Annotated in this window: 11 protein-coding genes; 10 read left to right on the top strand and 1 reads right to left on the bottom strand. The window is 60.5% G+C overall.

Going from position 1 to position 14,481, the window contains the following annotated elements:
• The first annotated feature begins 2 nt into the window (after positions 1 to 2).
• From ABCN01_RS06900 to ABCN01_RS06855, 10 genes are all read left to right on the top strand, one after another.
• Entirely contained in the window at positions 3 to 1,022 is a 1,020-nt protein-coding gene (locus ABCN01_RS06900; RefSeq protein ID WP_342995836.1) for a putative ABC transporter permease, read from the top strand.
• Positions 1,023 to 1,220: 198 nt separating this feature from the next.
• A complete protein-coding gene (locus ABCN01_RS06895; RefSeq protein WP_342995835.1) occupies positions 1,221 to 2,498 on the top strand; it encodes an ammonium transporter in 1,278 nt (425 codons plus the stop codon).
• Between the two features lie 197 nt (positions 2,499 to 2,695).
• A complete protein-coding gene (locus ABCN01_RS06890; protein WP_342995834.1) occupies positions 2,696 to 3,034 on the top strand; it encodes a P-II family nitrogen regulator in 339 nt (112 codons plus the stop codon).
• Between the two features lie 74 nt (positions 3,035 to 3,108).
• Positions 3,109 to 3,771 (top strand): TetR/AcrR family transcriptional regulator, encoded by a 663-nt coding sequence (locus tag ABCN01_RS06885; RefSeq protein WP_342995833.1) that lies wholly within the window; start codon positions 3,109 to 3,111, stop codon positions 3,769 to 3,771.
• A gap of 130 nt (positions 3,772 to 3,901) precedes the next feature.
• Complete coding sequence (locus ABCN01_RS06880) at positions 3,902 to 5,134, top strand: MFS transporter (protein WP_342995832.1); 1,233 nt, start codon at positions 3,902 to 3,904, stop codon at positions 5,132 to 5,134.
• 115 nt (positions 5,135 to 5,249) lie between these two features.
• Positions 5,250 to 6,107: an HAD-IIB family hydrolase gene (locus tag ABCN01_RS06875; protein WP_342995831.1), complete on the top strand. Its 858-nt coding sequence runs from the start codon at positions 5,250 to 5,252 to the stop codon at positions 6,105 to 6,107.
• A 155-nt stretch (positions 6,108 to 6,262) separates the two neighbouring features.
• A complete protein-coding gene (locus ABCN01_RS06870; RefSeq protein ID WP_022094649.1) occupies positions 6,263 to 6,388 on the top strand; it encodes a hypothetical protein in 126 nt (41 codons plus the stop codon).
• Between the two features lie 275 nt (positions 6,389 to 6,663).
• The gene (locus ABCN01_RS06865) at positions 6,664 to 7,374 is read left to right on the top strand and encodes a TetR/AcrR family transcriptional regulator (protein WP_342995830.1); all 711 of its coding nucleotides are present in this window, start codon (positions 6,664 to 6,666) and stop codon (positions 7,372 to 7,374) included.
• 12 nt (positions 7,375 to 7,386) lie between these two features.
• Complete coding sequence (locus ABCN01_RS06860; protein ID WP_342995829.1) at positions 7,387 to 12,174, top strand: acyl-CoA dehydratase activase-related protein; 4,788 nt, start codon at positions 7,387 to 7,389, stop codon at positions 12,172 to 12,174.
• Positions 12,175 to 12,670: 496 nt separating this feature from the next.
• Positions 12,671 to 13,120, top strand: coding sequence for a hypothetical protein (locus ABCN01_RS06855; RefSeq protein ID WP_342995828.1), 450 nt, complete (start codon positions 12,671 to 12,673; stop codon positions 13,118 to 13,120).
• 127 nt (positions 13,121 to 13,247) lie between these two features.
• Here the strand turns inward: ABCN01_RS06855 and ABCN01_RS06850 are convergent, their stop codons facing one another.
• Positions 13,248 to 14,384, bottom strand: a complete 1,137-nt coding sequence (locus tag ABCN01_RS06850) for a DUF389 domain-containing protein (protein WP_342995827.1) — start codon at positions 14,382 to 14,384, stop codon at positions 13,248 to 13,250.
• Between the last annotated feature and the right edge of the window lie 97 nt (positions 14,385 to 14,481).

Raw genomic sequence — 14,481 nt, 5'->3', positions numbered from 1 at the left:
CGGTGAGGACCGCGATTGATATGGCTTTTGGCGGCGCGACGCTTGCCGCCTGCCCACTCTCGGCACTGGTGCTCTCGTTTGCCTTCTACGGGTTTTGCGGCTGGGCGTGGGAGTCGACGGTATGTGCCATGCTTAATCACGGACGATTTGCCAACAGTGGCTTTTTGCTGGGGCCGTGCTGCCCCATCTATGGCGCGGGCGGCATTGCCTGTTGGCTGCTGTTGCGCGGGATTCCGGATGTCTCGAGCCAGTTTGTCGCTGCAGCGCTCGTATGCAGCGTGATTGAGTACAGCGTAGGCGTGCTGTTGGAAAAAACAACGGGCGCTCGCTTTTGGGATTACTCGCACCTGCCGTTTAACTTGCACGGACGCATCTGTCTGTACTGGGCTTGCGCGTTTGGCTTGGGTGCGTTGTGTATTTGCCGTTTAGTGGAGCCGGCATTGCTGGGGCTGCTTGGCCATCTGCCGGTGCTGATTGTGCGGCTGTCCGCCTTTATCGTCGCGGTCGCGATGATGGTCGACGCGGTGTGCTCATTGGCGAGCTGGCGCCGCCTGTCCGATCAGCTGGAGCGTGTGCGCGCCGACCTTGCCGACCGCATCAATGAGTCGCTCGCCGATGCGTCCGACTCCATGCTCGAACGTATTCCCGATTCGGCGATCGACTCGGTGGCACAGACGCATATCCGCAGCCGTGCCGTTAACGCATGGCTGGCGGAGCTGGGCGATGCGACGCTCGATGCCCTGCGCGAGAAGGCTTCGATGCCGACGTTTATTTCGGATGGTGCTCGCGGCCTGGCGCTCGCTGCCCGCCGCGTGGCCGATGCCGCGCCGAGCATGCCGCGTCCGTCGCTCAGTCGTCGCCTTGCCGGCAAGCGCATGAGCCGCCCGGTACCGAGCGTGTCGCTCAGTCGTCGTGACCTGCGCTTTTTCAATGCCTTCCCGCGCCTGCGCATCAATCGCTACGAAGGTGTCATTCGAGCAACTAATCTCCGCGACCGCGCCCACGAGCTGTTTCGGCACTAGCCAGAGCGGGGCCAAGTGCGCCCTTCTCGCTCGCGTATTTCCCGTTCGTTTCGCGCCCGTTGCCGCGCCGTTTCCAAGATTGCGGCACCGTTTCTATTCGACAACGCAGCGTTTAACAACGTCGTATCTGGTCTATACCAGTTGCCCCTCGGCCGCATTATGGGCGCCGACAACGTTCATGCGATCAAGGGGGAGCGAATGTACGATACGGGATCGACAACGTTTATGCTCATCTGCACCATGCTCGTGTTTTTAATGACACCGGGTCTGGCGTTTTTCTACGGCGGCCTGTCCAGGCGCAAAAATGTCATCAACACCATGCTCATGTGCTTTGGCGCCATTGGCCTGGTTGGTGTGCTGTGGATTGTTGCCGGCTGGTCGCTGGCCTACGGCGGTGACGGCTCGAGTCCGTTTATTGGAGGCCTTGACCAGCTGCTGTGCCTGCCGGTGCTCGGCCAGGTGCTGCAGGCGGCCGAGGGCACCGCGTCGGACGGCGCCGTCTACCCGGAGATTATCAACATCGCCTTCCAGATGGCGTTTGCCATGATCACCGCCGCTATCGTTACGGGCAGTCTGGCAGGCCGCGTTAAGTTTGGCGCCATGACGGCCTTCCTGGGCATTTGGCTGCTCGTGGTCTATGCGCCGCTTGCCCACATGGTTTGGGGCGGCGAGGGCTCCTTTATCGGCGACATCATCGGCGCGCTCGACTTTGCCGGCGGCGACGTGGTACACATTTCGTCCGGTCTGACGGGTCTGATTCTCTGCTTAATGCTCGGCCGTCGTCGTGGCTTTGGCATGGTGAGCTACCGTCCACATAACGTGCCGTTTGTGGCGTTGGGTGCCGGCCTGCTTTGGTTTGGCTGGTTTGGCTTTAACGGCGGCAGCGAGTTTAAGGCCGACGCCGTGGCGGCACTTGCCATCCTCAACACCGTGACGGCCAGCGCAGCGGGCATGGTCTCGTGGCTTGCCGTCGAGCGCGTGCACACCGGTCGCCCCACGCTGGTGGGTGCCAGTACCGGTTTGGTTGCGGGCCTTGTGGTGGTCACGCCCGGCGCAGGCTTTGTCGAGCCGTGGGCGGCGCTGGTCATGGGCCTGATCGTCTCGCCCGTCTGCTACTTGGCCATCAGCCATCTCAAGACCAAGTTCGGCTACGACGATGCACTCGATGCGTTTGGCTGCCACGGCATCGGCGGCATCTTGGGCGGCGTGCTTACGGGCCTGTTCTGCGTGCCGGAGCTCTCGTGGACCGGTAAGGGTGGCCTGTTCTACACGGGCGACGTGTCGCTGCTCGTCTCGCAGATTTTGGGCATTGTGGTGACGGTCGCTATTGTACTGGTGCTCGACTTGGTGATCGCCGCGGTGGTCAAGGCGCTGTTCCACGGCAGCCTGCGCGTGGACGAGGCCGACGAGGCGCTGGGCCTGGACGCGAGTCAACACGGCGAGAGCGCGTATCCCTCCTTCTCCGGACTCGACTAGCGGCACGGCTTTCCCAGGCTCCGCACCTTGCCCTTCAAACCGTCGCGCGGCTTCCCCAGGCACCGCACCTTGGGTTTCAAACCGTCGCTTGCGTACAAAAGTACGCGGCGCTCCTCTTTCAACCCAATCTGCGGCACCTGGGAAACCCGCGTCATTGAATGGCAATTCATTTCTTTTATTCAAGAGAGGAATTCATTATGAAAAAGATCACGGCTATCGTGCGCCAGGAGAAGCTTGAGGTTCTTAAAGACGCGCTGTTTGCTGCCGATGTTCGTGGTATGACCATCAACCAGGTGCAGGGCTGCGGCGCGCAGCATGGCTGGAAGGAATACGTGCGCGGCAACGAGTTGCTTGTCAACACGATTCCTAAGGTGCAGTTCACGCTCATTTGCGCCGACGAGCACGTCGACGGCATTGTCGACATCATCTGCAGCGCCGCCCGCACCGGCGCCGTCGGAGACGGCAAGATTTGGGTCGAGCCGGTCGAAGAAGTTATCCGCATCCGTACCGGCGAGCACGGCTCCGCCGCGGTGTAGGATCGACCACCTGTCATCCGCAACGTTAAAATGCTGCAATGAGGCACAAGACTTGCGTTGCGGATGGACGGATTATGGGTCGTAATAAATATCCCGAGGAGACGGTCGCGAAGATTCTCGACGCGGCGCTGGAGCTATTCTGCGCACAGGGTTATGAGGGGACGAGCATTCAAGACATCGTCGACCGCCTCGATGGCATGACCAAGGGTGCTGTCTATCATCACTTTAAGAGCAAAGAAGAGATTTTCAACGCCGCATTTGATCGGGCAATGGCTCCGATTGTTGAGCGCCGTCGCGCGACACTCGGTGCTGGCAATATGATGGGAGCCCAAAAGCTCAAACGACTCTATGCGCCCGAGTCCGTCGTTCCGCAAATCGAGCTATGGGCTCGCATGCATCCTGCGGCAGATCCGGTAAAAAGCTCGCGGCTGCTGGCGATGCAGTACCAAGGTTCGTTTGACGAGTCGGCCGATGGCTATCTCCTGCCAGTGATCGAGGAGGGCATCGCCGACGGCTCCATTGCGTGTGCATGCCCGCGCGAAGCGGCGGAGGCTGTATCGTTGTTAGCGAATCTTTGGCTGCTGCCGCTGTTCCGTCCGCTTGAGAACAAGGGTCGAATGCTCGCTCGCGCGCAATGTTTGGCGCAGATGGCGGCCGCGGTGGGGCTCGATTTGGGTAATGAAGTGCTCCAGACAACGGCTCAGATATGGGACGTATGGAACCGTGCTGGGTGGTAATATAGATACTGACGGTATGTAATTGATTTGTAAGGGTAGCCACGGCTGCCCTTTTCAAGTCATTAAATACATACTAATGGTATGTATAGGGGGCAGGCTTATGGCTGGAATGCGGGGGAGTAGCGTCTCGTTGACGCAAAAAACAGTGCGATCTATCAGGCTTTTCGGTCTTCTTGTTGCACAGCTGTGTGCGTATTCAATGTTGTCAGCACTGTGCTTTGCGTGTCCGCTTTACTTGTTCGATTGCAGCGGCTCGTCAACGTTATATGGCGCCGTCGCGGCGATAGCGTTCATACCGGGCGTGCTCGCGACTCCGGTTGGCGGGATTTTGGCGGATCGGGGAAGACATCGCGGGGTTCTTGTGGTACTCGGCATTGTTCTGATGGCTGCATCACTGCTGTTTATCCCCATGAAGTGTTCGCTGCCTCTTGCGGTTGTCGTGGCAGCAATGCTTTGCGTCCAATATGGCATCCAATCGCTGCTGAAGCCGATGCTTCAAATTGAGACGGTGAGCATGACGGGCCCAGAAAAGGTTGAGCGTGCCACTGCGTTGGTCTCGCAGATAACCATGGCGAGCAATATCTTGGGGCCTGTAGTCGGGACGGCAGTCTATGGGTGCTTTGGTATCGATGCTCTATGCGAAACCGCGGCGTTGACGTTTGCGATGTCAGCCCTACTGTTCGGGGGCGCACTCAAGCAAAATGCCTCATCTGGAATGACAGGGGACAGCACGACTTGCTCGACATGCCGAAGCGATTTTCGGGAGTCGATTCGGTACCTGTTTCAAAACGCATCATTGCTCGTTGTGTTTTTGCTTGCGGCTATTTTGAACCTTGCGTTAGTTGGGTTAACGATTGGTGCTCCCGTTATTGTTGCAAAGCATCTCGGAATGCAATCATCCTTTGTTGGGATTATTGAGGTGGCTATGGGCTTAGGTGGTCTTGTCGGCAGTGGTTTGGTCGGTATTTGGCCGCATCGTTTTTCCTTCAAGGGCATATGTCGATATGTTGCGATGATTTGTTTTGGAGTCGTACCGATTATTGTCACGCTACTGAGCGGTCCTGATGAATTAGCGTTTGCCGCGCTTGCGGCCGGCTCGGCATGGGTCATGGCGTGGGCAAGCATTGCATCGGTCGAAATCGTTTCATTTGTTCAGCGGTCAGCGCCAAAGGAACTCTGCGGAAAAGTGCTGGCACTCGTTTATATGATGCTTTCCTGTGCAACGCCTATTGGCCAATTGGTTTACGGGCTCGCATATGATCGATGGACACCGGCGATTGTATTCGCAAGCATGTTGGCGGTGCTGACGTTGACGACGGCGCTGTTTTATCGGCTGAAAAGTCGCTTGTGGCGATTGCCTTAACGCGCTGGAGCACCGTGGATTTGCGGAAGCATTGTCCCGCCGCGCAGGGACGCCATTGTCTGGGCATGCCTCTCCTTCGTCTACAATATCGTGCAGACGAAGGAGAGGCATGCCCATGATCAAGATGTTTGCGAGTGATTTAGACGGAACGCTGCTGAACGCCCTGCACGAGGCGGATGGGACCATCCGCCGTGCCATTCGCGAGCTGACCGAGGCTGGCCTGCATGTGGTTCCCGCGACCGGGCGCTCGACGTTGCCGATCGGCGAGCATGGCTTTACGGGCCTGGCGCTTGACGCCTGCTGCTCTAACGGATCCATCGTGCGCAACAGCCATGGCGAGGTGCTCAAGACCTGGACCATCGACCCGCAGGTTACCGAGGAGCTGCTCAAGGCGTTCCCGGATATCTGTTTCGACTGCTCCACGCCCGACGGCATGTTCTCGAGCGGTTCGTTCGAGATGCACCAGGCGGGTTTTAAGAAGGACAGCCCTATCAAGCGCATCGTGATGCGCGGCATGCGTGCGCGTGGTGGGTATCACGAGGAGCAGTATTTCGACCAGTCGATCGGTGACATCCTGCGCCACGATGTGTGCAAGATCAACTGCCGCGTGACCTCGCCCGAGCTGGAGCGCGACCTTAAGGCATATTTGGCCGAGCGCTCGGACCGCGTGGTCAATGCGCCGTTCGATCCGGTGATGTTCGAGATCACGGACGTGGCGTGCAACAAGGGCGAGAGTGTGGCCTGGCTGGCGGGCTACTACGGTATTGCCGAGGACGAGGTCGCGGTTTACGGCGACGGCGGTAACGACATTGCCATGCTCAAGCGTTTCCGCCACAGCTACGCGACCAAAAACGGTAGTGATGCAGCTAAGGCCGCCGCGAGCGCGACCATCGGCAGCTGCATGGTCCACGCCGTCCCCAAACACATGCTCGCCACCATGCACAAGCAAAATTCCCGCACCGTCATCGAATAATGTGACAAAGGGACAGCCCCTTTTTCACGAGAACCCTGCACCTTTGGCATGCGAACATATATTCGTATATATAACTAAGTTTTGATAGAATCGGTATCGTTGACGGCAGCTCCATGTGTCGGGCAGCGCCCTCCATCTGATGGGAGGTGATGCCCATGACCGATTTGATTGATTTCGTGAGACTTCTGACCGCTTTGGTCTCGTTCTTCACGGCACTTGTCGGCCTTTCCGAGGCACTCAAGCAGCGTTCGAAGCGCAACAGAAGGGGTCGCCGCCGCTAAGGCGTTGACCCCCTAATGCAAACAACGGCGCTGCCCAGCTTTCCAGAACTTGGGCTGCCGTCGACACTATTCTACCCACGAATGACATTTTGAACAATCGGCAATGCCGCTTCAAAAGCCAGGCACAACTGGCACAACCTAGGCGGTCGCTGAATGTGACAAAGGGACCGTCCCTTTGTCACAACCCAAATATTGCCTTTACGTGTTGATGCACACGGTGTGCAATAATACTCGCACTGTGTAATAGCGCACAGGCTGAGTAACAAGGAGGACGCTTGTCCCAGCTCGAGAAATGCGATCGCCGGTCCCTTCGCTCGCAGCGTGCCCTTCGCCAGGCGCTTGCCAGCGAGCTTGCCGAAAGCGGCGACCTTTCGCGCATTAACGTCGCGTCGCTCACCGAGCGCGCCGGTCTTACGCGCCGTACGTTCTATTCGCACTACCGCGATATCCCCGACTTTATCAGCCAGATCGAGAACGGCCTGCTTGCCGAGATTCGTGAGCGGGTGGAGCTTATCACCGCAGCTCAATTACCCGATCTTTACCGCAACATCGACGAGCTTGAGCCGGCACCCGGTTCGGTTGAGCTGCTTCGCTATCTTGCGGCTAATCGCGACCTTATCGGGGCCCTGCTGGGCCCGGGCGGCGACCCCGCCTTTATTAAAAAGATCATCGATACCGCACGCGAGGCCGTGGTGCCGCGTGCACAGACGGGCATTTTGGGCTTGGCGCTGGGCACCTTCTTTGACTACTACGTCACCTATGTCGTGAGTGCCGAGGTCGGCATGATCCAACGTTGGTTTGAGCGTGACCTTTCTGAATCGCCCGAGACCATGGCGCGCATTATGACAGTCATCGCCTTTGTGCGCCCCGGCGACCTGTATGGCCAACCCATCGATATCAACGTGCCGGAATACGGCATGAAGCTATTGAATCTGCAGCTCGAGGATGCGGCTGACACCGCCGCAACCGTCGGGTCCAACAACTAAGAGGAGAAACAGATGAGCAAACTCGTCGAGGGCATCAAGGATCGCATGGTCGTTGCCGCGCGTGAGGCTGCGCCCGCCGTGGTGGATGCCGCGCAGAAGGCCGCGACCGCAGCTGCCGAGAAAGTTGCCGAGGCAGTCGCCGATGCCAAGAGCGCGGCAGGGGAGACGTCCGTCGCTAGCGAGCCCGCCACCGCCGCTGAGCCCGTGGCCGCCACCGCCGTCCAGGCCCCCGAAGGCGCGATCTTCAACCCCGAGAACGCTCGCGGCAACCTGCACTTGGGCATCGATGTGGGCTCCACCACCGTCAAGCTTGCCGTGCTCAATGACGACAACCAGATCGTGTACGCCAAGTACCAACGCCACCACACCGACGTCCGCGCTTGTGCCCGCGACCTGTTCGAGGGCGCTGCGACCGTGCTGCCGACGGCCCAGATGACCTGCGCCATTACCGGCTCGGGCGGCCTGCTGCTGTCCCAGTGGCTCGACCTGGAGTTTGTCCAGGAGGTCATCGCCAGCAAGCGCGCTGTCGAGACCCTCATCCCGGCCACCGACGTCGCCATCGAGCTGGGCGGCGAGGACGCCAAGATCATCTACTTTGACAACGGCATCGAGCAGCGCATGAACGGTACCTGCGCCGGCGGCACGGGCGCCTTCATCGATCAGATGGCCACTCTGCTGCACACCGACGCGAGCGGCCTCAACGAGCTCGCGGCCAACGCCACCACCATCTATCCCATCGCCAGCCGCTGCGGCGTTTTTGCCAAGACCGACGTGCAGCCGCTGCTCAACGAGGGCGCCCGCCCCGAGGACGTGGCTGCCTCCATCTTCCAGGCCGTCGTGACCCAGACCATCTCGGGCCTGGCATGCGGCCGTCCCATCCGCGGCAACGTCGCCTTCTTGGGCGGCCCGCTGCAGTACCTCTCCGAGCTGCGCCACCGCTTCTACCTCACGCTCAACCTGGACGAGGAGCACCGCATTGTGCCCCAAAACGCTCACCTGTTTGTGGCGAGCGGCGCCGCCATGGCGCACGAGTCCAACAAGCTCAGCACGTTCCCGCAGCTCATCGAGGCCATCGATGCCCTGGGTGACACGCAGGGTGCCGAGGTCGAGCGTCTGGACCCGCTCTTTGCCACCGACGAGGACTTTGCCGAGTTCAAGACCCGCCACGACCAGGAAGTCGTTCCCAAGGGCAAGCTCGAAGGCTACACCGGCCGCGTGTTCATCGGCATCGACGCCGGCTCCACTACCATGAAGGCCGCGCTCGTGGGCGAGGACGGTCAGCTGCTGCACACCTGGTACGGCAACAACAACGGCGACATCCTGGGCACGGCCAAGGTCATCATGGCCGATTTCTACAACCACATCCCCGCCGGCTGCACTATTGGCCACGTGACTACCACGGGCTACGGCGAGGCACTGCTCATCGAGGCCCTCAAGGCCGACTCCGGCGAGATCGAGACCGTCGCTCACCTGCGCGGCGCCAAGGCGTTCCTGCCCGGCGTCGAGTTCATTCTGGACATTGGCGGCCAGGACATGAAGTGCCTGCGCGTCAAGGACGGCGTTATCGAGCACATCATGCTCAACGAGGCTTGCTCGTCGGGCTGCGGTAGCTTTATCGAGAGCTTCGCCGTCTCTATGAACATGGACGTGCGCGCGTTCGCCGATGCCGCCATCCATGCCAAGGCGCCCGTCGACCTGGGCAGCCGCTGCACGGTCTTTATGAACTCTCGCGTCAAGCAGGCGCAAAAGGAAGGCGCCACGGTGGGCGACATCGCGGCCGGCCTGTCCTATTCCGTCATCAAGAATGCCCTGTTCAAGGTCATTAAGCTGCGCGACCCCAAGGAGATCGGCAGCCAGGTGATCGTCCAGGGCGGCACCTTTATGTCCGATGCTACGCTGCGTGCGTTTGAGCAGCTCACCGGCGTTCATGCCGTACGTCCCGACATCGCCGGCTGCATGGGCGCCTACGGTGCGGCCCTGCTCGCCCGCGATCGCGCCGGCGCCGACGGCACTTCGACCATCCTCTCGGCCGAGGACATCGCGCACCTTACCGTGACGCAAAAGCATGTCCGTTGCGGCCGTTGCTCTAACAACTGCCAGCTTACCGTCAACGACTTTGGCGGCGGCAGGCGCTTCATTACCGGCAACCGCTGCGAGAAGGGCGCCGGCCACAAAAAGCAGAAGACCGAGGCTCCCAACCTCTTCAAAAAGAAAAACGAGCTGCTCTTTAACCGCGAGATCCTGAGCCCCGACGAGGCCCCGCGCGGCACCGTCGGCATCCCGCGCGCGCTCAACATGTACGAGAACTACCCCTTCTGGCATGCGTTCTTTACGCGCCTGGGCTTTAGCGTGCAGCTGTCCGACCAGTCGAGCAAAAAGACTTACCAGGCGGGCATCGAGTCCATGCCGTCCGAGAGCGTGTGCTATCCGGCCAAGATGAGCCACGGCCACGTGATGAACCTCATCGACCGCGATGTCGACTTCATTTGGATGCCGTGCGTGCGCTGGGAGCGCAAGGAAGATCCGACGGCTGGCAACTGCTATAACTGCCCCATCGTCATGAGCTACCCCACGGCGCTGGCGCTCAATATCGACGAGATCCGCGAGCAGAACATCGAGTTCCTGTACCCGTTTGTGCCCTATCACGACAAGACCGAGCTCAAGCGCCGTCTGTACCAGGTGCTCGCCGTCGACCGCGTGGCCGATGCGCAAGCCGGTCGCGGTCGCGTGCGCGGTCCCAAAATCACGCGCTCCGAGGTCGATGCCGCCGTCAACGCTGCCTTTGAGGCCGACGCGCGCTTCCACGAGGACATCCAGACCATGGGCGAGGAGGCCCTTAAGTGGGTCGAGGACCACGGCGGCCACGGCATCGTACTCGCCGGCCGTCCCTACCACAACGACCCCGAGATCAACCACGCCCTGCCCGAGCTTATTTCGAGCTTTGGCTTTGCGGTCTTTACCGAGGATTCGCTCGCGCATCTGGTAAAGCCCGAGCGTCCGATTCGCGTCGTTGACCAGTGGATGTACCACAGCCGCCTGTACGCCGTCGCCCGTTTTGTGACGATGCGCAACGACCTGGACCTGATTCAGCTCAACTCTTTCGGCTGCGGTCTCGATGCCCTGACTACCGACCAGGTGCAGGAGATCCTGGAGGCCAGCGGCAAGATCTACACCGTGCTCAAGATCGACGAGGTGTCCAACCTGGGCGCCGCGCGCATCCGCATTCGCTCGCTCATGGCAGCGCTCAAGGACCAGGAGGCCGAGCGCCTGGCCGAGGCCACGGCCGCGGGCGAGACCTACGAGCAGGGTGACGCCGCGCCGGTGGCGCCCTCCACGGATGCCCCCGCGTTCGCGAGCCGCAAGTACACGTTCGAAGCGCAGCGTGAGAGCGCATCGACCGCGTGGCCCAAGGTGCCCTTTACCGAGCAGATGCGCGAGGAGGGCTACACCATCCTGTGCCCGCAGATGGCGCCGATCCACTTTGACCTGGTCAAAGAGGTGTTCCGTGGTGCCGGCTACAACCTGGAGCTGCTGCCCTCGACCGACCACGACGCCGTCGAGGCCGGCCTGCGCTACGTGAACAACGACATCTGCTATCCGTCGATCCTGGTGACGGGCCAGATCATGGAGGCCATCGAGAGCGGTCGGTACGACCTGTCCAAGACGGCCGTGGTTATCAGCCAGACCGGCGGCGGCTGCCGTGCCACTAACTACATCGCGCTCATCCGCAAGGCCCTGCGCGAGAGCGGCCACCCCGAGATCCCGGTGATCTCGCTTTCGGCAGTGGCACTCGGCGAGGACAACCCCGGCTTTAAGATTACACCGGCACTGCTTAAGCAGGCAGTCTACGCGGTGCTCTTTGGCGACGTGATGATGCAGATGCTCTATCGTTGCCGCCCGTACGAGGCTACGCTCGGTGCCGCCAATGCGCTCTACGAGGAGTACATGGCGCGCGCCCGCAAGCTGGCGCCTAAGTTCAATCGCCACAACTACACCAAGCTGTGCCGCGAGGCCATCCGCGCGTTCGACACCATGCCGCTTGTGGGCGAGGGCACCAAGCCACGCGTGGGCGTAGTCGGCGAGATCCTGGTCAAGTTCCATCCCACGGCCAACAACCACGTGGTCGACGTTATCGAGCGCGAGGGCTGCGAAGCCGTGGTGCCGGGCCTGCTCGACTTCTTCCTGTACTCCATGAGCAACGCCGAGCTGCAGAAGGACGAGCTGGGAAGCTCTGCCACGGTGCGGGCTAGCATGCAGGCGCTCATTAAGCTGGTGGACTGGATGCGCACGCCGGTGGAGGAGCTGCTCGAGAAGTCCCGCCGCTTTGAGGCACCCGAGCGCATCGGCACCATGGCGGACAAGGCCCGCACGGTGCTTTCGGTGTGCAACAACATGGGCGAAGGCTGGCTGCTCACGGCCGAGATGCTCGACCTGATCGATCACGGAGCGCCCAACATCATCTGCACGCAGCCCTTCGCGTGCCTGCCCAACCACGTGGTGGGCAAGGCCGTGATTAAGGAGCTACGCCGCCAGCACCCCGAGAGCAACATCGTCGCGGTGGACTATGATCCTGGTGCGTCCGAGGTCAACCAGCTCAACCGCATTAAGCTCATGATTAGCGTGGCCAAGGAAAACATGCGCGCCGGTAAAGGCTTTAAGCTCGAGAAGGTGGCGCCGCTCGCGATGGACGAGGTCACCGGCCAGATGCGTGCCCATGATGGCTGCGTGAGCTGTGGACCGGCCAGTGAGGAGGCCGTTGCATCGGTCGCCAAGCGTCTGGGGCGCGGTATTAAGAAGTAGTTGGCCTACTTCGAGCCGGATATAAGACAAACGGGTGGTAGTCGTACCGGCTACTACCCGTTTTTGCTGGACATATGTTACGCAAATGACCTTGCTACAGCCTTCCGTGGGCTTGCCCGATTTTTGGGCTGGCTCGGGCTTTGAAGACAAGTTATTGCAGGCCCAGGGCGATTTCTCGCTCAATGCGGGCCAGCACACTGTGACCTATTTGCCAAACGACGAGACGACCGCTACGGTCTACCCATCGCCGCCTACGAAATGGAAGCCGAGAAGTACATCTACCGCGTGTACAAGTACGAGCTGTAGGGCCGCGCTTAGGTTTGACCAATGGAGTATGAAAACACGCCGTTCGCCGATGCCCCCTCCGCGAGTGGCAGCCATATGGTTTGATGTCAGAAACATATAGTTGTCGTCAGCCTGCTGGCGACGTTCCCCCTGATATCGGAGGTTCCAGGTATGTTTCACGCTCCGTTAAACAACTATCGGTTGGGCTAACATGGGTCGCCGTGCTATTTCGATAACCCTTGCAGTGGTCTGCCTAGCTGTGCTCCTGGGCGCTACAGGGCTGTTTGCTATAAGCCGAGAAACGTCCTATATGCAGAAATGCGCTTCCGAAGGGTTTGCCATTGACGGTTACTATCGGGACGACAAGACGAGTCTGGAAACCCTGGCCTTTCTTGAAGAGGATAACCATCGGTGGCAACTGGTCGACAAAGACGGCAGCTGCGTTGACGGGCAGTTTAAGCGTACGGATGACCCCAACATCCTGATATTAAAGAAGGAAAACGGCGAAGAATTCGGTACGGTCCACGTGGCGTATATGTCACGCCGACGCGAGCAGGGCCAGCTCTATCTATTTAGAGATAGCAAGGTGACCCGATTTTATCTTGTGAGCACCGATCCGGCGTTTACGGTGGAGTCTGGCGATGTCGATGCGGACGTCTGATTCACGGCAATAAAACAGCGAGCGGGGCGCGGACGTGAACTACGTCCCGTTTTTTGCTTGTGCCTGCGTCGCGTCTGAGCCTCGCCGCGACTTGCGCCTGTGCGCGGGAGCCATCCCATGCTCCGCATTACTCCACATCAAATTCCACGCGGTCGAGATCGGGCACATTGAGGTCGATGAGCTTACGGGCGACGTGACGGTCGTGTGCCCCGAGCGCCTCGCTTGTCGTCACATGGGCGACGATTTCGCGCTCTACAATGCCTTCCTCGCCCTCGGCAGCTGAGGTCTCGACGGCGACGGTGTAATCCTTAAAGCCCGGCAGCACCGCGGCAAGTTCGCGCGTAGTTTCGGTGACGCCGTAGCCGTCCTGCACGCCGGCCTGCGCCGAGCCAATAGACCCCGCTGTCATAACGATGCAGGGGATGGCAAAGACTACCGTGCCCACAATGATGCGGCGGCGCACCTTGCGTGACAGCTCGTCGACCTCGGCATCTTCTTCGGCGGTCACAATGCCGTCGCCGTTGAGGTCGCGCTTGAGCGGCACGCGCAAAAGAAGCAGCACGGCTTCGGCAGCCAGCGCGATAAAGACAACGTTGATGCCAAACTCGTAGAGGGCCGAGAGAAACAGCGACCCGCTTGCGATGGCGATGCCATAGCCCGCCGCGCACAGGGGCGGCATGAGCGCGGTCGCTACGGCCACGCCGGCGATGAGCGTGGCAGGTTCCTGGTCGCGCGAGTTGCCCAGGCCACCCGCAAAGCCGCCCGCGAGCGCGACGGCAAGGTCCCATATGGTGGGTGTCGAGTTGTCGATGATGGCCGCCGTGGTGGTGCCAAGGGGCGAGAGCTTAAAGTACAACGTGGACGTGACCAGGCAAAAGGCCATCTGTAGAGCCAAGCTCGCGACGGCCTCAAGGGTAATCTCGCGGTCGAGCGTGGCGATGCCGTATGCCATGGCAAGGACCGAGCCCATAAGCGGGCAGATGAGCATGGCGCCTACAATGGCGATATCCGAGTCGATATCGAGGCCGATGCTTGCGATGAGCATGGCGATGATGAGGATGCATAGGTGGGAGCCAGTCAGACGCGCTCCGTTTACAAAACGCTTGCGGATCACGTGATAGGGCGCGCGTCCCTCGCGAATGTTGAACGCGCGCTTTAAAAAGCGACCAGCCTGCTCGGCAGCCTCGCTATGAGCAGGGCGGATGCCGTGGCGCCGGTGATGGCGTTCGCGTAGTCGCTTGAGTTGTTGTCTATCGAGTTCCATGTTCACCTCGTTCCAGCGCGGTCCGCGTATCCCGCCCGTCGCCCTTACTCTACACCGTGGCGGGCGGGGTGTCTGTTGGACGCGGAATCCGATAGGG

It is taken from the genome of Collinsella aerofaciens (genome assembly GCF_039062365.1).
In the GTDB taxonomy this organism is placed as follows: Bacteria; Actinomycetota; Coriobacteriia; order Coriobacteriales; family Coriobacteriaceae; genus Collinsella.
Note: the sequence above shows the minus strand (reverse complement) of the source record. Positions and strands in the feature narration are given on the sequence as shown.

Bases quoted from the DNA above. Each gene is read 5' to 3' on its own strand.
- ABCN01_RS06855 (WP_342995828.1), top strand. From the start codon at position 12,671: ATGGGTCGCCGTGCTATTTCGATAACCCTTGCAGTGGTCTGCCTAGCT.
- ABCN01_RS06870 (WP_022094649.1), top strand. From the start codon at position 6,263: ATGACCGATTTGATTGATTTCGTGAGACTTCTGACCGCTTTGGTCTCG.
- ABCN01_RS06890 (WP_342995834.1), top strand. From the start codon at position 2,696: ATGAAAAAGATCACGGCTATCGTGCGCCAGGAGAAGCTTGAGGTTCTT.
- ABCN01_RS06860 (WP_342995829.1), top strand. From the start codon at position 7,387: ATGAGCAAACTCGTCGAGGGCATCAAGGATCGCATGGTCGTTGCCGCG.
- ABCN01_RS06885 (WP_342995833.1), top strand. From the start codon at position 3,109: ATGGGTCGTAATAAATATCCCGAGGAGACGGTCGCGAAGATTCTCGAC.
- ABCN01_RS06850 (WP_342995827.1), bottom strand. From the start codon at position 14,384: ATGGAACTCGATAGACAACAACTCAAGCGACTACGCGAACGCCATCAC.
- ABCN01_RS06895 (WP_342995835.1), top strand. From the start codon at position 1,221: ATGTACGATACGGGATCGACAACGTTTATGCTCATCTGCACCATGCTC.
- ABCN01_RS06875 (WP_342995831.1), top strand. From the start codon at position 5,250: ATGATCAAGATGTTTGCGAGTGATTTAGACGGAACGCTGCTGAACGCC.